Origin of the sequence: Streptomyces sp. TLI_55, from assembly GCF_900206255.1 — a bacterium.
GTDB classification, from domain to species: Bacteria; Actinomycetota; Actinomycetes; order Streptomycetales; family Streptomycetaceae; genus Streptomyces; species Streptomyces aquilus.
Genome location: NZ_OAOJ01000001.1, coordinates 1700294 through 1716890 on the forward strand (window position 1 = coordinate 1700294; position 16597 = coordinate 1716890).

Annotated in this window: 18 protein-coding genes; 8 read left to right on the forward strand and 10 right to left on the reverse strand. The window is 70.9% G+C overall.

Annotated elements, in window-relative coordinates:
• Positions 1-182: 182 nt before the first annotated feature.
• Complete coding sequence (locus CRP56_RS07920; protein ID WP_097261618.1) at positions 183-833, reverse strand: HAD-IA family hydrolase; 651 nt, start codon at positions 831-833, stop codon at positions 183-185.
• Positions 834-944: 111 nt separating this feature from the next.
• Here CRP56_RS07920 and CRP56_RS07925 point away from each other — a divergent pair, with 111 nt between their 5' ends.
• Together CRP56_RS07925 and CRP56_RS07930 are read left to right on the forward strand one after the other, a co-directional pair.
• The gene (locus CRP56_RS07925) at positions 945-1304 is read left to right on the forward strand and encodes a hypothetical protein (protein WP_097261620.1); all 360 of its coding nucleotides are present in this window, start codon (positions 945-947) and stop codon (positions 1302-1304) included.
• Positions 1285-1728, forward strand: a complete 444-nt coding sequence (locus CRP56_RS07930; protein WP_373559630.1) for a hypothetical protein — start codon at positions 1285-1287, stop codon at positions 1726-1728. The genes CRP56_RS07925 and CRP56_RS07930 overlap by 20 nt, the downstream gene beginning before the upstream one ends.
• Here the strand turns inward: CRP56_RS07930 and CRP56_RS07935 are convergent.
• From CRP56_RS07935 to CRP56_RS07945, 3 genes are all read right to left on the reverse strand, one after another.
• Positions 1718-2215: a GNAT family N-acetyltransferase gene (locus CRP56_RS07935; protein ID WP_097261625.1), complete on the reverse strand. Its 498-nt coding sequence runs from the start codon at positions 2213-2215 to the stop codon at positions 1718-1720. The genes CRP56_RS07930 and CRP56_RS07935 overlap by 11 nt on opposite strands.
• 45 nt (positions 2216-2260) lie before the next feature.
• Positions 2261-2791, reverse strand: a complete 531-nt coding sequence (locus CRP56_RS07940) for an RNA polymerase sigma factor (protein WP_097261627.1) — start codon at positions 2789-2791, stop codon at positions 2261-2263.
• 74 nt (positions 2792-2865) lie between these two features.
• Positions 2866-4056 carry a glycerophosphodiester phosphodiesterase gene (locus tag CRP56_RS07945; protein WP_097261630.1) on the reverse strand — a complete coding sequence of 397 codons (1191 nt, stop codon included), beginning with the start codon at positions 4054-4056 and terminating at the stop codon, positions 2866-2868.
• A gap of 323 nt (positions 4057-4379) precedes the next feature.
• On the opposite strand from CRP56_RS07945, the gene CRP56_RS07950 reads away from it, so the two are divergent.
• Entirely contained in the window at positions 4380-5054 is a 675-nt protein-coding gene (locus tag CRP56_RS07950; RefSeq protein ID WP_079311818.1) for a lysophospholipid acyltransferase family protein, read from the forward strand.
• 74 nt (positions 5055-5128) lie between these two features.
• Here the strand turns inward: CRP56_RS07950 and CRP56_RS07955 are convergent, their stop codons facing one another.
• From CRP56_RS07955 to argH, 4 genes are all read right to left on the reverse strand, one after another.
• Complete coding sequence (locus tag CRP56_RS07955; RefSeq protein WP_097261631.1) at positions 5129-6655, reverse strand: MFS transporter; 1527 nt, start codon at positions 6653-6655, stop codon at positions 5129-5131.
• Positions 6652-7242: a TetR/AcrR family transcriptional regulator gene (locus tag CRP56_RS07960; RefSeq protein ID WP_097261633.1), complete on the reverse strand. Its 591-nt coding sequence runs from the start codon at positions 7240-7242 to the stop codon at positions 6652-6654. Before CRP56_RS07960 ends, CRP56_RS07955 begins: the two co-directional genes overlap by 4 nt.
• 83 nt (positions 7243-7325) lie before the next feature.
• Complete coding sequence (locus tag CRP56_RS07965) at positions 7326-8303, reverse strand: aldo/keto reductase (RefSeq protein WP_097273828.1); 978 nt, start codon at positions 8301-8303, stop codon at positions 7326-7328.
• A gap of 141 nt (positions 8304-8444) precedes the next feature.
• Positions 8445-9872: an argininosuccinate lyase gene (gene argH / locus CRP56_RS07970; protein ID WP_097261635.1), complete on the reverse strand. Its 1428-nt coding sequence runs from the start codon at positions 9870-9872 to the stop codon at positions 8445-8447.
• A 196-nt stretch (positions 9873-10068) separates the two neighbouring features.
• Between argH and CRP56_RS07975 the strand changes: the two genes are divergently transcribed.
• The 3 genes from CRP56_RS07975 (at position 10069) to CRP56_RS07985 (ending at position 12374) form a co-directional block, all read left to right on the forward strand.
• The gene (locus tag CRP56_RS07975) at positions 10069-10956 is read left to right on the forward strand and encodes a hypothetical protein (RefSeq protein ID WP_097261638.1); all 888 of its coding nucleotides are present in this window, start codon (positions 10069-10071) and stop codon (positions 10954-10956) included.
• Positions 10957-11078: 122 nt separating this feature from the next.
• A complete protein-coding gene (locus CRP56_RS07980) occupies positions 11079-11666 on the forward strand; it encodes a pyridoxamine 5'-phosphate oxidase family protein (RefSeq protein WP_097261640.1) in 588 nt (195 codons plus the stop codon).
• Between the two features lie 3 nt (positions 11667-11669).
• On the forward strand, positions 11670-12374 hold the full coding sequence (locus CRP56_RS07985; RefSeq protein WP_097261642.1) for a L,D-transpeptidase family protein: 705 nt from the start codon (positions 11670-11672) through the stop codon (positions 12372-12374).
• Here the strand turns inward: CRP56_RS07985 and CRP56_RS07990 are convergent.
• Positions 12361-13854 carry a sensor histidine kinase gene (locus CRP56_RS07990; protein ID WP_097273831.1) on the reverse strand — a complete coding sequence of 498 codons (1494 nt, stop codon included), beginning with the start codon at positions 13852-13854 and terminating at the stop codon, positions 12361-12363. The genes CRP56_RS07985 and CRP56_RS07990 overlap by 14 nt on opposite strands.
• Positions 13855-13865: 11 nt before the next feature.
• The gene (locus CRP56_RS07995) at positions 13866-14606 is read right to left on the reverse strand and encodes a response regulator transcription factor (protein ID WP_059196454.1); all 741 of its coding nucleotides are present in this window, start codon (positions 14604-14606) and stop codon (positions 13866-13868) included.
• A gap of 175 nt (positions 14607-14781) precedes the next feature.
• Between CRP56_RS07995 and CRP56_RS08000 the strand changes: the two genes are divergently transcribed.
• Together CRP56_RS08000 and CRP56_RS08005 are read left to right on the forward strand one after the other, a co-directional pair.
• Positions 14782-16131, forward strand: a complete 1350-nt coding sequence (locus tag CRP56_RS08000; protein ID WP_097261644.1) for a ferredoxin reductase family protein — start codon at positions 14782-14784, stop codon at positions 16129-16131.
• A gap of 10 nt (positions 16132-16141) precedes the next feature.
• Complete coding sequence (locus CRP56_RS08005; RefSeq protein ID WP_097261647.1) at positions 16142-16573, forward strand: FMN-binding protein; 432 nt, start codon at positions 16142-16144, stop codon at positions 16571-16573.
• Positions 16574-16597 lie beyond the last annotated feature (24 nt).

A 16597-nucleotide genomic window follows, 5' to 3' on the forward strand; every position in this document is an offset into this window, starting at 1 on the left:
CTCAGGGGGTGGTGCGGGGGCCCTCTAGAAGGCGCACATTCGACACATACAGCGAGCACCGGGCGTCATGGTCGCCTCGGTCGCAAAGGTGCGGCAGCTCGTCGTGGTCATGGAATCAGTAAAGCAGACGCATGGTCCTTACCAAGCGCCGCTGTCCGCATGCTGGACAGCGGCGGACAGGGTCAGGCGCGGACGGAGATCTCCACTCCCCCGGCGGTGACCAGTGCGGACAAGGCCGACAGGTTCTCGACCACCAGGTCGGCCTCCAGCTCGTGGACCTGGTGCGTTGTGGTCAATGCCACGGTGATCATCCCGGCGGCGCGGCCGGCCGCGAGGCCCGCGGGGGCGTCCTCGAAGACGACGCAGTCGGCGGGGTCGACGCCGAGTTCGCGGGCGGCGAGGAGGTAGGGCTCGGGGTCGGGCTTGCCGCGGGTGATGTCGTCGGCGGAGACGAGGGTCTTGGGGAGGATGCCGACGGCGTCGAGGCGGGCCTCGGCGAGCCGCCGGGTGGCGGAGGTGACGACGGCCCACCGGTCGGCGGGCAGCGCGGCGAGGAAGTCCCGGGTGCCGGGCAGCAGTTGGACGCCGTCGTTGGGGACGTCCTCGACCTCCAGCTGCTCGATCCGCGCGAGGGCCTCGGGCACGATCTCGGCGGGCAGCAGGTCGGCGGCTATCTCGACGGCCGGTCGGCCGTGCAGCTCCACGCGCGCGAAGTCCTCGGCCGTGATGCCGTACTCCTCGGCCCACTGCGCCCAGCAGCGGTCCACGGAGGCGAGGGAGGAGACGAGCGTGCCGTCGTTGTCGAAAAGCATGGCCTGTGCACGGATCTTCATGCCCTCGACCCTACGGGGTCGCGCCGCTTGCTCGAATCTCTCTGCACGAGGGCTCGGGGCGAGGCCGGGGCCGACCCCGGCCGGTCTTCCGCGCCGTAATAAGGTCGCTGCATGCTTGATGCCCTGACGCTCGTGACCGGCGTCGCCGCGCTGCTGCTCGCCGCCTGGTGCGGCTGGGCCGCCTACCGTGACCAGCCGACGAAGGACTGGCACTTCATCGGGATGGGCGTGGTGTCGCTGCTGGCGGTCGTCCAGCTGATCGTGGGGATCGTGCAGCTGGCCCGGGGCGAGAAGCCGGAGCAGGGGACGACGATCTTCGTGGCGTATCTGCTGGGTGCGTTCGCGTGTGTTCCGGCGGCGGGGCTGATGTCGCTGACCGAGCGCTCGAAGTGGGGCTCGGTGACGGCGGCCGGCGGCGGTGTGGTGCTGGCGGTCCTTGAGGTGCGGCTCTATGACATCTGGGGAGGCTGAAGTGGCGACGACCGAGGAGAAGCCGACGCGGCTGATCAGCGGGCCGGGGATGCTGCTGGTCTGGCTCTACGGGGTGATGGTGGTCGGTGCGGTGTCGCGCTCGGCGTACCAGATCGCCACCGAGTTCGACCGCGCGCCGCTCGCCTACTCGCTGTCCGCGGTGGCGGGCGTGGTCTACGGGTTCATCACGTACTCGCTCGTCCGGGGCGGCGAGACCGCCCGCAAAGCGGCGCAGGTGTGCTGCGCCGCCGAGCTCGCGGGTGTGCTGATCGTCGGTACCTGGACCTTGATCGAGCCCTCGGCCTTCCCGGACGCGACGGTGTGGTCGGACTACGGCATGGGGTACATCTTCATCCCCGTGCTGCTGCCCCTGTCCGCGCTGTACTGGCTCCGGAAGGCCGGCACCACCACCGCTACGCGGTAGCCGCGTACGTCCCCGCCGGCTTCTCCAGGACGATCATCGGTACGCCGTCGTTGCCCTGGGACGTGCCCACCGCCTCGTAGCCGACCTTGCGGTACAGGCGGAGGTTGCCCTCGCTGCGGTGGCCGGTGAAGAGGCGGAAGCGGGTCGCGCCGCGCTCCTCGGCCAGGGCCGACTCCGCAGCCCTCAGCAGCCGGGCGCCGATGCCGTGGCCCTGGAGGCGGGGGTGGACGCAGAGCTTGCCGATGGCGGCCGAGCCGTCCTCGGTGACATGGCCGCGGACCGAGCCGACGACCTCCTCGCCGAGCCGGGCCACGAAGACGCAGTCCGAGACGACCTCCTCACGGACCGAGTCCAGGCTCTGGACGAGCGGATCGATGCGGTAGTTGCCGTACAGCGCCGCCTCGCTCTGGAAGCACAGGTACTGCAACCTGAAGATCTGCTCCGCGTCCTGCACGGTCGCCGCAGAGATGGTCACGCTCATGCCCATGTGCGCACGCCTCCCGCTCACCTGATCGCCTGTCGTCCCTCACTCCTATCCCCGCGCTCCGCGGGCCGCAACCTCCGGTGTGAGCAATCGACGCAGACATCCCAGGCATCTGGAACGTTCCGGACCGAGACTGCCCTGTGAGATACCCAACTCCCCCGCGATTTCCCGGTAGGTGAGGTCCTTCGGGGAGAGCAGCGCCTCCATCAGCCGCGGGCACCGGCCGGGCAGCCGGCGTACCGCGTCCCGCAGCGCCCGGCGCCGCGCGGCGGCCAGGACCTGGTCCTCGGGGCTGCCGCCGGCCTCGTCCGCGGGCTCGGTCTCATAGGGCCGTTCGAGTCTCGTCGTACGACGGGACCGGCGCACCTCGGAGCGGACGGCCCGGCGGAGCCAGCCCGGCGGGTCCACGGGCGGGCCGTCGGTGTCGAGGCGCTCCAGGAGGCGGAGCCAGACCGCCTGCTCCAGGTCGCCGGCCTCGGCGCCGGAGGCGTGCGCCTCCGCGGAGGCCTCGGCGGTGAGCAGCGGGCGCAGGGTGGCGAGCAGTTCATGCTGCGGGGCGGTGACCAGGTCGTACGTCATATGGCTCACGACGCGGCCGTCCGGGCGGCGGGTTGCCCGGACGGCCGGTTGTCACCCCGATCGGGGGCGGGCGCTCAGCTGTTGACGAAGTCCTCGCGGGCCAGCAGGCCGGTGTCGGCGTTGTCGGTGAAGACGCCGTCGATGCCGGTGGCGAAGTACGTCTTCCAGGCGCCGAAGACATCGCCGTACGCGTCGGGGTCGGTGCCCTTGCGGAAGCTCGTCGGCAGGAAGGGGTTCTCGTTGCGCATGGTGTAGGGGTGCAGGATCAGCCCCACCTTATGCGCGTCGGCGACGAGGGTGGTCGGCGTGGTGAGGTCGCCGTTCGCGTCCTTCGGGATGACCAGGTCGAGGGTGGGGCCGATGCCCTGGGCGTAACCGGCGATCTCGCGGAGCCCGGCGGGGGTGATCAGGTCGGCGACGGTGCGCGGGTCGCCCGCCTCGACGAAGTCCCAGGGGCGGCTGGTCGCCGAGGAGAGCAGGACGACCAGCGGGTTGTCGACCAGACGGTTCAGGCGCTGGATGCTGCTGGGCTCGAAGGACTGGAGGATCACCGGGGAGTTGCGGCCGTCCTTGCCGTACTTGCGCAGCAGCTTGGCGACCCGCTCCTCAAGGCCCAGGCCGAGCTTGCGGAAGTAGGTGGGGTGCTTGGTCTCCGGGTAGATCCACACCTGCTTGCCGCGCTTGCGGGTCTGCTCGTCCTGCCACTTCAGGACCTCTTCGAAGGTGGGGATCTCCCAGCGCCCGTTGTAGAGGGTGTTGTGCGGGCGGTTGGCCGGGATGCGCTCGACGGCACGCAGGGTCTTCAGCTCGGCGAGCGTGAAGTCCTCGGTGAACCAGCCGGTGACGGAGACGCCGTCCAGCACCTTCGTCGTCTTGCGGTCGGCGAACTCCTTGTGGTCCGCGACGTCCGTCGTCCCGCCGATCTCCGGCTCGTGGCGGCAGACCAGGTGACCGTCCTTGGTGGGCACCAGGTCGCCGGCCTCGACGACGTGCGCGCCGAGGTCGAGGGCGAGCTGGTACGACCCGAACGTGTGCTCGGGACGGTAACCGCTGGCACCCCGGTGGCCGATGATCGTCGGCACCGGCAGGCTTCTCAGCCCGCCGCCGTGCCGCGCCTCGGCGGTCCCGTCGGCCGCGGCGGCCCTCGCCGTACCGGACAGACCGAGGACCGCTCCCCCGGCGCCGAGCACGGCCGCGCCGAGGAGCGCCCGCCGTCCGGTTACACCCGTCTGCCCGTCCACGGCCTGAGAATCCTGCGATCCCATGAGCGCCCTCCTTGCGTCGGCTCGTCAGTGCGGGCCGATCGTAGGTGCGTGTGCATGACCGCGGGGAGACCTGCGGCGGAACACGCGGGTGACTCGGGATGTCGTGCATGAGGCGCAAGTTGACAGCCCGTCAGGGCGCGGACGCGATGTCCGTCACATGATGGCCATCCGGTTACGGCCGGTCTTCCGCGCGCCATCGCAGGTAAACCCGCGTCAACACTGCGTAAGACCTCGGTGAACCCGATGTGCAAGACCCCCCGGGCCGCGAGTATCGTCCTCACCTGCACAGACTTACACCGATTCCCTTGACACCGGAGGGCCCGTTGTCCCGCTTCGCGCTCATCAAGGCAGTGCTCGGACCGATCATGCGCCTGATGTTCCGCCCACAGGTGGAAGGCGCCGAGCACATCCCCGGGGACGGCCCGGTCATCCTGGCCGGCAACCACCTCACCTTCATCGACTCGATGATCCTCCCGCTCGTCTGCGACCGGCAGGTCTTCTTCATCGGCAAGGACGAGTACGTCACCGGGAAGACCCTGAAGGGCCGGCTCATGGCGTGGTTCTTCACCGGCGTCGGCATGATTCCGGTGGACCGGGACGGTGGACGTGGTGGCGTCGCCGCGCTGATGACCGGGCGGCGGGTGCTGGAGGAGGGGAAGGTCTTCGGCATCTACCCGGAGGGGACGCGGTCCCCCGACGGGCGGCTGTACCGGGGGCGTACCGGTATCGCGCGGCTGACCATGATGACGGGGGCGCCTGTGGTGCCGTTCGCCGTCATCGGCACGGACAAGTTGCAGCCGGGCGGTGCGGGGATGCCCCGGCCGGGCCGGGTCACTGTTCGGTTCGGTGAGGCGATGGAGTTCTCTCGGTATGACGGGATGGACCGGGATCGGTATGTGCTGCGGGCTGTGACGGACTCTGTGATGGCTGAGGTCATGCGGTTGTCCGGGCAGGAGTACGTGGACATGTATGCGACCAAGGCGAAGGAAGCGGCGTAGTTTTTCGGCTGCGGGCGGGTGGGGGCTGGTCGCGCCCACGCGGCGGAGCCGCACATCGACACAGCCTCGCGCCCCTAGAGGGCGTTGTCCAACCGCGCGTTTCGCAACAAGAACCACGCTGCCACCGCCGTCGACAGCAGGACCGCTGCGCCTGCGCCTGCCGCGATCGCCAAGCCGTCCACGAAGGACTCTCGCGCCGACGTCAGCAGTGCCGCGGCCTGGCCTGACGGCATTCCCCCCGCCGCCTCCACCGCGCCGCCCAGCGACTCGTGGGCGCCCTCCGGTGTGCCCGCCGGAGCTGTGAAGCCCCGGTACACGCCCGTCACGATCGAGCCCAGTACCGCGATGCCCAGGGCCGCGCCCAGTTCGTACGCCGTCTCCGATACTGCGGACGCCGAGCCCGCCTGTTCCTTCGGGACGCTGGAGAGGATCACGTCCGCCGTCACCGTGAAGGAGAAGCCGGCGCCGATGCCGACGACCAGCAGGGCGGTGCCGAGCAGCGGGTAACCCGTGCTCTGGTCGATGACCGTCAGCGAGGCCAGTGCCACGCCCACCGCCGCCAGGCCGCCGGAGACCACCGCGCGCACCGACCAGCGGCGGGCCGCCCAGCCCGCGACCAGACCGGCCGCCACCGCGCCCACCGCGGCGGGGAGTTCGGCAAGGCCCGCCTCCAACGGGCGCCTGCCCTGGACGAGTTGCAGGTACTGGGAGAGGAAGAAGACCAGGCCGGACAGGCCGAGGATGGTCAGCAGGTCGGCCAGGACCGCCGCGCTGAAGCCGCGGTTGCGGAACAGGCGCATGTCCAACAGGGGTGTCGGCAGGGTCAGTTGGCGATGGACGAACCAGTACAGGGCCGTCGCGCCGAGGGCGCCGACGCCGAGGATCTCCCAGCCGAAGCCGTGCGTGGCCGTCTCCTTGACCGCGTACACCACCGCGATCACGCCGACCAGGGACAGGGTCACGCTGATCAGGTCCCACGGGCCCGGGTTCGGGTTCTTCGACTCGGGGAGCAGCTTGATGCCGACGAGGACGAGGACCGCCATCACGGGCAGGTTGATCAGGAAGACCGAGCCCCACCAGAAGTGTTCGAGCAGGAAACCGCCGGCGATCGGGCCGATCGCGGTGCCCGCGGAGGCCGTGGCGCCCCAGATGCCGACGGCGAGGCTGCGTTCGTGCGGGTCGTGGAAGAGGTTGCGGATCAGGGCGAGGGTCGCCGGCATGAGCGTCGCGCCCGCGACGCCCAGGAGGGCGCGGGCGAGGATCATCAACTCCGGAGTCGTGGCATAGGCGTTGAGCACCGATATCGCGCCGAACGCCGTCGCGCCGATGAGGAGGATGCGCTTGCGGCCGATGCGGTCGCCGAGGCTGCCCATGGAGACGAGCAGACCCGCGATGACGAAGGAGTAGACGTCGCCGATCCAGAGGAGCTGGGAGCCGGTGGGGTTCAGGTCCTCGCTGATGTAGGGGGTCGCGAGACCGAGGACGGTCGCGTCGACGGCCACCAGCAGCACGGCGAGCACGAGGACGGAGAGCGCGAGCCAACGGCCCGGGCGCTTGGTCACCGCCTCGGTCGTGGTCGTCGGCTGCAGGGTGCTGGTCATGATTCCTCTCTCGGTTCTGTGCTCGGTTCTGTGCTCGGTTCTGCGTGGTGCCTCAGTGCGCCGCCGAGGAGCAGCTCGGCGATCATGTGGGTGAAGTCCTTGCGGGCCACGCGGCCTTCCGACACCGCCCAGGCGCCGGAGGCCAGCAGGCCGTACAGCGCCTCGGTGAGCCAGACCGGGGTCAGGTCGATACGGAACTCACCGGCCGCCTGTCCGCGCCGGAACACCGTCGCGATGCGGTCGTCGATCCTCGTCCAGCCGGGGTTCTGCTCCTCGCCCTCGAACAGCTGGTTCTCGGTGTAGAGGAAGGCGAGCAGGGCGGCGGCCGGTTCGATCTCGCGGACGAGACGGTGGACGGCGTCCCGCGCCGGGCCCTCGTCGAGACGCGCCGCGTCCAGCGCGGCCTCGCACTCCTCGATGCCGAGCGCCTCAAGAGCCCGTACGAGTGCGTCGCGCCCCGCAAAGTGGCGGTGCAGCGTGGCCCGGCTGATCCCGGCGGCCTTGGCGACCTCGTCCATGGTCGCGGTGGATTTGCGGGTCAGCAGGGCCGCGGCACTGCGCAGCGCGTGGTCGCGATCGACAGCCATGAGACAACCCTAGCCCATATGAGACATTCATGTCTCACAACGGGCGCAGATGTCTCACGGCTGTCGTGTCGACCAGGGTTTTCTCAGTGCCAGGGAAGGCTGCCGCGCTTCTCCCAGTACGCCCGCGGCTCCTCCGCCAGTTCGGCAAGGCGGGCCATTTGGTCCTCGTCCAGGTCCACTACGGCCGCGTGCAGGTTGGAGGCCAGCTGGTTGGCGGTCGCGGCGCCGGACAGGACGACACCGGCCCAGGGCTGGCGCAGGACAAGGGCGAGGGCGACCGCGTCACAGCCGAGGGAGGTTTCCGCCGCGACGGCTTTCAGGGCGTCCGGCGCGTACGGGTCCGCGAGCCTGCCGTTGGCCATGCCCTCCTTGACGATGACCGTCAGTCCGGCGTCGTGGGCCTCGGCGAGGGCGGGGGCGGCGGAGGTCTCCAGGACGTTGTACGTCGACTGGACGGTACGGAAGAGGGGCTCGCCGTCGACCGTGACCTCCAGGGCGGCCCGGATGGCGTCCGCCTGGGCGGGGCCGCTGGTGGAGAAGCCGATGCTGATGCCGTCGGCGGCGGCCTCGGCGAGCCTGGCGTGCAGTTCCTTGTCGGTGAGGGCCGGGCTGTCCGGGGTCACCGAGTGGATCTGGTAGAGGTCGAGGTGGTCGCCGAGGAGTTCGGCGGTCTCGCCGCGCTGGCGGTCGTAGGTGCCGACGCTGTGGTCCTTGACCTCGTGTTTCTCGGCGTCGGTCGTCCAGGCGGCGGTGTATGTGTAGCCCCACTTGCTGCCGATGACCACGTCGTCGATGTCGGGGCGGGCGTTCAGCCAGTCGGCGAGGAACTCCTCCGAGCGGCCGTAGGAGCGGGCCGCGTCGAAGTAGCGGACGCCTTGGAAGTAGGCGGCGTCTAGGAGTTCGTGGGTGCGGGTGCGCAGCGATTCGACGCTGCGGGTCTCTGCGAGGCCCAGGTCTTCGTCGCGGCCCAGGTTGATGTAGCCGGGGCGGCCGACTGCGGCGAGGCCGAGGCCGATGTGACAGGTGGGGGTGGTGGCTGTGGCGAGTCGGGCGAAGGGCATGCCCACAACGTAACGCGGGATGCCGTTCGCCGGAGAGCTCGGCTTGTGCGGTGTTTTGGCGGGTGCGGTACGTCGTGGCTTGTCGCGCAGTTCCCCGCGCCCCCATAGGGCCTGCGGCCCATGGGGGCGTTGAAGCCAGGCCTACTTCTTCGCCGTCGCCCATTCGTGCTGCGCCGCGACGTCCGCCTTCACCTCCGCCAGCTGGATCGCCACCGCGCTCGGGGCCGTGCCGCCCCTGCCGTTGCGGGAGGCCAGGGCGCCCTGGACGTTGAGGACCGTGCGGACCTCCGGGGTCAGGTGGGCGGAGATCTTGGCGAACTGGTCGTCCGTCAGTTCGTCCAGTTCCTTGCCCTCGGCCTCGGCCGCCTTGACGCACTCGCCGGCGACCTCGTGGGCGACGCGGAACGGGACGCCCTGCTTGACCAGCCACTCGGCGATGTCGGTGGCGAGGGAGAAGCCGGCCGGGGCCAGTTCCTCCATGCGCTCGCGGTTGACCGTGAGGGTGGCCATCATGCCGGTGAAGGCGGGGAGCAGGACCTCCAGCTGGTCACAGGAGTCGAAGACCGGCTCCTTGTCCTCCTGGAGGTCCCGATTGTAGGCCAGCGGCAGCGCCTTGAGGGTGGCCATCAGGCCCGTCAGGTTGCCGATCAGGCGGCCCGACTTGCCGCGCGCCAGCTCCGCGATGTCGGGGTTCTTCTTCTGCGGCATAATCGACGAGCCCGTCGAGAAGGCGTCGTGCAGGGTCACGAAGGAGAACTCCTTCGTGTTCCAGATGATGATCTCCTCGGCGACACGGCTGAGGTTCACCCCGATCATCGCGGTGATGAAGGCGAACTCCGCGACGAAGTCACGGGACGCCGTGCCGTCGATGGAGTTGCCGACGCTGCCGTGCTCGAAGCCGAGGTCCTTGGCCACCGCCTCCGGGTCCAGGCCGAGGGAGGAACCGGCCAGGGCCCCCGCGCCGTACGGCGACACGGCCGTGCGCTCGTCCCACTGGCGCAGCCGCTCCGCGTCCCGGGACAGGGACTGGACGTGGGCCAGGACGTGGTGGGCGAAGAGGACCGGCTGGGCGTGCTGGAGGTGGGTGCGGCCGGGCATCGCCACGTCCGGGTGCGCCTCCGCCAGGCCGATCAGGGCGTCCTGGAGGTCGGCGATCAGACCGCCGATGATCCGGGCGTGGTCCCGCAGGTACATCCGGAAGAGGGTCGCCACCTGGTCGTTGCGGGAGCGGCCGGCGCGGAGCTTGCCGCCGAGGTCCGGGCCGAGGCGCTCCAGCAGGCCGCGCTCCAGGGCGGTGTGGACGTCTTCGTCGGCGATGGTGCCGACGAAGTCACCGGAGGCCACGTCGGCCTCCAGCTGGTCGAGCCCGGCGATCATGCGCTGGAGCTCGTCCTCGGTGAGCAGGCCCGCCTTGTGGAGCACGCGCGCGTGGGCACGCGAACCGGCGATGTCGTACGGCGCCAGCCGCCAGTCGAAGTGCACGGACGCGGACAGCTTGGCCAGGGCCTCGGCGGGACCGTCGGCGAAACGGCCGCCCCAGAGCCGGACGTCACCGCTGTTGCTGCTCACTTGCGTTGCTCCTCATCGCCGCATTCAAGGTTATGCATGAGTATGCAGACCTATGCATGATTCGTCAATCTGACCCTCTTTTTGGTTTCCCTTTGAACAGGAGAAACCGCTTGCGCGTACCTCACCCCGAACGCAGGCGCCGCGTTTGTACACACCAGGAACTCGAAGACACTCCCGACCCTTGTGAGGCATCCGCATGTCCAGGGCTCTTCCTAAGTACAACAAGCGCCGCGTCGCCCTCATCGGCAGCGCCACCGCACTGGTGCTGACCGGTGCGGTGATCGCCGGTTCCGCCCTCGCCGGGGAGAGCTCCAAGAGCAGCGGCGCCACCGACGCCCGCACCCTGGCGAGCCCTGGCACCATCAGCTGCCCGGACGTCGCCTCCAAGCTCCCCGCGATCCCCGCCTCCGCGCAGGCCGAGGTGACCCGCAACCTCACCCTCCTCCAGACCCAGATCGACGAGGCCAACAAGCGCCTCGTCGACACCGTCGGCCAGGGCGGACCCAACTTCGTCCAGAACGCCATCCTCGGCCCCCTGAAGGACAAGCGGGTCGCGACCGTCAACCGGATCGCCACCGCCATCGGACGGACCGCCGCCAAGCCCCAGGGCCTGGACGCCCTCGCACCCTGCACCCTGAACGCCGCCGGCGCCACGGGCGCCACCGGAAACGCGGGGAACGCGGGGAACGCGGGGAACGCGGGGAACGCCGGCAAGAACACCGGCAACGCGGGGAAGAACACGGGCAACGCCAACGCGGGCAATGCCGGGAAGAACACGGGCAACGCCGCCGTCGGCACCATCAGCTGCCCCGACGTCGCCTCCCAGCTCCCCGCCGTTCCGGCCTCCGCGAAGGCCGAGGTGGACCGCAACCTCGCCCTCCTGCAGACGCAGATCAACGAGGCCAACACGCGACTGGTCAACACGGTCGGCCAGGGCGGACCCAACTTCGTCCAGAACGCGATCCTCGGCCCGCTGAAGGACAAGCGGACGTCCACCATCGACCGCATCGCCATCTCCATCGGCCGGACCGCCGCCAAGCCCCAGGGCCTGAACTCCCTGGCTGCCTGCACGCTCACCAAGTGACGTGACAGGCGCTGTGGCCGCCCCGAGTTCCGCGCCGGCCGGGGCGGCCACGGCGGGGTCCGGACAAACGGAGCCCGCAATTCATTAGACAGGCGAAAGACTTGCGCCCATAATCGTTAGACATGGGAAAGACTTACGAACGCATAGACGGCAGGCTGCGCACTTTCATCGAGGCGCAGCCTCTTTTTTTCACCGCGACCGCCCCGCTGGCCGGTGACGGCACGGTCAACCTCTCCCCCAAGGGCCTCAAGGGCTCCTTCGCGGTCATCGACGAACTGACCGTCGCCTACCTGGACTTCGCCGGGTCCACCGCCGAGACGGTCGCGCACCTGCGGGAGAACGGCCGGATCACGCTCATGTGGTGCGCCTTCCAAGGACCGCCCAACATCGTCCGGGTGCACGGCGAGGGCGAGGCGGTGCTGCGCGACGACCCCCGCTTCAAGGAACTGCTCACGCACTTCCCGGACATCGACCCGAGCCTGCACGGCCTGCGGGCGATCATCGTGGTGACGGCCCGGCAGATCCGGGACTCCTGCGGCTACGCGGTGCCCTTCATGACGTACGACGAGGACCGCGACCTGCACGCCAGGCGCTTCGCCCGTGAGGACGACGAATCGCTGAGCGCCTACTTCGCCAAGAAGGAGCACATCGCGACGAGCCTGGACGGCCTACCCGGGCTGCCGCTGCCGCTGCCGCCCTCTACCGTCTGAGCCATGGCCTCCCCCGCCGTCGCCACGGCTCTCGTGTCCGCGTCCCTCCTCGTGCTCGGCGCCGCGCCCGGCGGCGGGCAGCCGCCGCTTCCCTCCCGGATGGCCGACACCGGCGGCGGCACCCAGCTGATCACCGCGGTGGCCGCGAAGGCCTCCGCCACCTCCGGCACGGTCACCTGGTGGGAGCTCGACAACGGGCGGTGGGTGAAGGCCGGTTCGGCGAAGGCGCGGTTCGGGGCGAACGGCCTTGTGGAGGGCGCCTCGCGCAAGCAGGGCACGAACACGACGCCGGCGGGGCTGTACGAGCTGCCGTACGCCTTCGGCATCAAGGCCGCGCCGAGCGGGACGTCGTACAAGTACCGTCCCGTGCACGGGAGTTCCTGGTGGTGTCAGGACAACGACTCGCGCGTCTACAACCGTTGGAGCGAGCCCCTCGCCAAGGACTGCCGGGCCGCCGAGTCCGAGCATCTGATCGCCTACGAGAAGCAGTACGCGTACGCCATGGTGATCGGGTTCAACTACGCGCAGCCGGTGCGGGGGCGGGGTGCCGGGATCTTCCTGCACGTCAACGGGGCTGGGGCGACGGCGGGTTGCGTGTCCGTGTCGGCGGACGCGATGCGCCGGATCCTGAAGTGGGCCGATCCCGGGCAGGCGCCGCACATCGCGATCGGTACGACGGGCGGGCGGACGGCGATCACCCGGTACTGAGCCGGACGGTGAAGGTGGTCGAGCCCGGTGCGCTGCGCAGGCTCACTTCTCCGCCGTGGGCCTCGGCCACCGCGGCCACGATCGACAGGCCCAGGCCCGCGCCGCCGCCCGGGGCGTCGGTGCGGCGGCGGTCGGCTCGGGTGAAGCGTTCGAAGACGCCGGGTTGGATGTCCTCGGGGACGCCGGGGCCGTCGTCGTGGACCGTGAGGACGGCCGTGGCGGCCTCGGCCCCGGTTCCGACCTCAGCCCCGGCCTCGGTCTCGGCCTCGGTCTCGGTCTCCAGGGAGACCGTCACCTTGGTGCCCACAGGTGTGTGCCCACGCGCGTTGGCCAACAGGTTGGCCAACAGCTGTTGCAGTCGGTGGGCGTCGCCCGTGACCGTGACCGGTTCCTCGGGAAGTTCCAGCGTCCAGCGGTGATCGGGGCCCGCGGCCCGGGCGTCCGTCACCGCGTCCAGGACCAGGATGGTGAGGTCGACCGGGTGGCGCTCCAAAGGGCGGCCCGCGTCCAGCCGGGCCAGCAGCAGCATCTCGTCGACCATCTCGCCCATGCGGGCCGACTCGGCGGCGATGCGTTCCAGGGCCCGGGTGATCTCCGGCGGGACCGGGCCGGGGTGCAGCAGCGCCAGTTCCGCGTGGCCGCGCACCGACGCCACCGGGGTGCGCAGCTCATGGCTGGCGTCGGCGGCGAAGCTGCGCAGCCGTTCCTCGCTCGCGTGCCGTTTGGTGAGCGCGTCCTCGACATGGCCCAGCATCCGGTTGAAGGCGCCGGCGACCTGGCCGACCTCGCTGCGGGGGTCGGACTCCGGGGCCCGGGGCGGCAGCGCCACCTCGCCGCTGGCCAGCGGGAGTTCGCTGACCCGGGTGGCGGTCGCCGCGACCCGGCTCAGCGGGCGCAGCGACCAGCGCACCCAGAGCGCCCCGGCCACGCCGGTGACGGTGAGGGCGAGGCCGAAGACGATACCGGCGAGCAGTTCGAGGCGGTGGACCGTGGCCTCGACGGGCTCCAGGGGCAGGCCGGTGATGAGGACGTCGCCGTCGTTGCCGGTCGTCACCAGTACGCGGTAGTCGTCGAGCGCGGAGAGGTCGGCGGTGTGGGCCTTGCCGTCGGCCGGGATGGCGGCGAGGCGCCGCTCGTCGCCGCGGGTCAGCGAGACGTTCTCGGTGCCGCTCGGGCGGACGACCGCCGCGTGGGTGGCCGTGCCGTCGACCAGCCGGGCGCCGAAGGTGCCGGTGGCCTGGCGGCGGGTGTCGCCGTGTTCGTCACCGTCGTGGTCGTCGGGGAGGGTGCCGTTGTGCTCCAGGCTCACCGCGAAGCGGTTCCCGGCCTCGGTCAGCTGCTCGTCGAGGCGGCCCACGAGAAAGCCCTGGAGCCCGACGACGGCCGCCAGGCCGACCGCCGCACAGCTCACCGCCAGCAGCACCACAAGGCCGCAGGTGAGCCGGGCGCGCAGGGTGTGTGGACGGGGCAACCGTCGCAGGAGAGCTGGGGTCACGGGGTCACCGGCTTGAGCACGTATCCGGCGCCGCGCACGGTGTGGATCATCGGTTCCCGGCCCGCGTCCACCTTCTTGCGCAGGTAGGAGATGTACAGCTCGACGACATGGGCGCGGCCGCCGAAGTCGTAGGACCACACCCGGTCGAGGATCTGGGCCTTGCTGAGCACCCGGCGCGGGTTGCGCATGAGGAAGCGGAGCAGTTCGAACTCGGTCGGGGAGAGTTCGATCAGCTCGCCCGCACGGGTCACCTCGCGGGCGTCCTCGTCCATGACCAGGTCGCCGATGGTCAGCCGCGGGCCCTCCTCCAGCTGCCGGGCCATGCCGGCGCGGCGCAGCAGTCCGCGCAGCCGGGCGACGACCTCCTCCAGGCTGAACGGCTTGGTGACGTAGTCGTCGCCGCCCGCCGTGATCCCGGCGATCCGGTCCTCGACGGCGTCCCGGGCGGTGAGGAAGAGCACGCACACGTCGGGCTTCACGGCGTGCAGGCCGCGCAGCACGGCGAAGCCGTCGGTGTCGGGGAGCATCACGTCGAGGACGACGGCGTCGGGCAATAGCTCGCGGGCCGCGGCGACCGCCGAGGCCCCGTCGCCGGCGGTGCGTACCTGCCAGCCTTCGTAGCGCAGGGCGCCGGACAGGACCTCGGCGAGGTCCTCGTCGTCGTCCACGACGAGGACGCGCAGCGGGGTGCCGTCGGGGCGGGCGAGGGCGGGGCGGCCGGAGCGGGTGGTGTTCATGGCCCTTCCAGGATGGCCCCTGGCGCGTCACCGTCGCGTCCCCGGTTGCTCTGAGTTTCCTCTGAGTGCGCTCTGCGGCAGCCGCTTCAGAGGGTTCTGAGAAGTTCGGCCCGCACAGTGGCGTCCTGGCAGGACGAAAGGACGTGCGCATGACCACCCTGTACGGGACGTACTCATGACCACCGTGTACGAGCGGACGGCGCCGCCCGTGCCGCTGCCCGCCCGGCGCTCCCCCGCGGGCCCGCTGCTCGCCCTGTTGTGGGGCGGGGCGGCGGGTGCGGTCGCGCTGTGGTGGGCGCACACCGGTTCCGTGGTCGGGGCGGCGGGCTGGCTGACGAACGCCGGGCGGATCGCCGGGCTGCTGTGCGGGTACGCCTGTGCCGTGCTGGTCGGGTTGATGGCGCGCGTGCCGCTGCTGGAGCGCCGGATCGGCTCGGACCGGGTGGCGCGCTGGCACGCGATGGCGGGCCGCTACACGATCGGTCTGCTGGTGGCGCACGTCGTGCTGATCCTCGCGGGGTACGCCGCGCAGGACGGCCGGTCGCTCTGGCAGGAGACGGTGACGGTGGTCCTCGACTACCCGGAGATGCTGAAGGCGACCGCCGGCACGCTGATCCTCGTGGCGGTCGGTGTCACCTCGGCGCGGGCCGTGCGGCGCCGGGTCGCGCACGAGTTCTGGTACTACGTCCACCTGCTGACGTACGCGGCCGTGTTCCTGGCCTTCTTCCACCAGGTCCAGCTGGGCTCCGACCTCACGGCCGGTCCGGTGCGGGCCGCCTGGTACGGGCTGTACCTGGGGGTGGCGGCGCTGGTGCTGTGGTTCCGGGTGCTGGTGCCGGTGCGGCTGAACCTGCGGCACCGGCTGCGGGTGGAGTCCGTGCACCGGGAGGCGCCGGACGTGTGGTCCGTCGTCGTGCACGGGCAGGGGCTGGAGCAACTCGGGGCGCAGGCCGGGCAGTTCTTCCGCTGGCGGTTCCTCACCGGGGGCATGTGGGGGACGTCGACGCCGTACTCGCTGTCGGCGCCGCCCCGCGGGGACCGGATGCGGATCACGGTGAAGGCGCTCGGCGACCACAGCACGGCCGTGGCGCTGCTGCGGCCCGGCACCCGGGTGTGGGCGGAGGGGCCGTACGGCGCGCTGACCGCCGAACGGCGCACCTCGCAGCGGGCGTTGCTCATCGCGGGCGGTGTCGGCGTCACCCCGCTGCGGGCGCTGTTCGAGACGCTGCCGGGCGAGGTGACCCTGCTGTACCGGGCGCGCACGGTCGAACACCTCGCGCTGGGCGGCGAGTTGGAGGCGCTGGCGCGGTGGCGCGGGGCGCGGGTGCACTACCTGCTCAACGGACCGGGCGGCGAACGTCTGCGCCTGACCGCCGAGTTGCTGCGAGCGGCCGTACCCGAGGGGCTGGCCCGGCACGACGTCTACCTGTGCGGTCCGGACGGCTTCGCCCGCGAGGTGTACGGGGCGCTGCGCTCCGCCGGGGTGCCCGACCGCCGTATCCACCACGAGTCGTTCGAGTTGTGAGGCCACGCACGTGCACGCACTGAGGAAGAACCATCCGCTGCGCCGGATCGTGCTGGCGAGCGCCGCCACCGTCTCCGGCATGGTCCTGCTGCTGTCGCTGAAGCCGCACGACACCCCGGCCGCCATAGCCGTCACGTCCCCCTCCGCGGCCCCCTCGGCGGCCGGGGCGGGCACGTTCACCGGTGACTCGGTGCAGACCCGCTGGGGGCCCGTCCAGGTCCGGATCACGGTCAGGGGCGGCAAGCTCACCGACGTCACGGCGGTCGCCTATCCGTCGGACAATCCGCGGGACCAGGAGATCAACAGCTACGCCCTCCCCCGGCTGCGGACCGAGGCCCTCCAGGCGCAGAGCGCGGACATCGACACGGTCTCGGGGGCCACGTACACGAGCGACGGTTACCGCCAGTCGCTCCAGTCCGCCCTCGACTCGGCGACCGGCTGAACACCCAGGCGTCACGGCACGTAT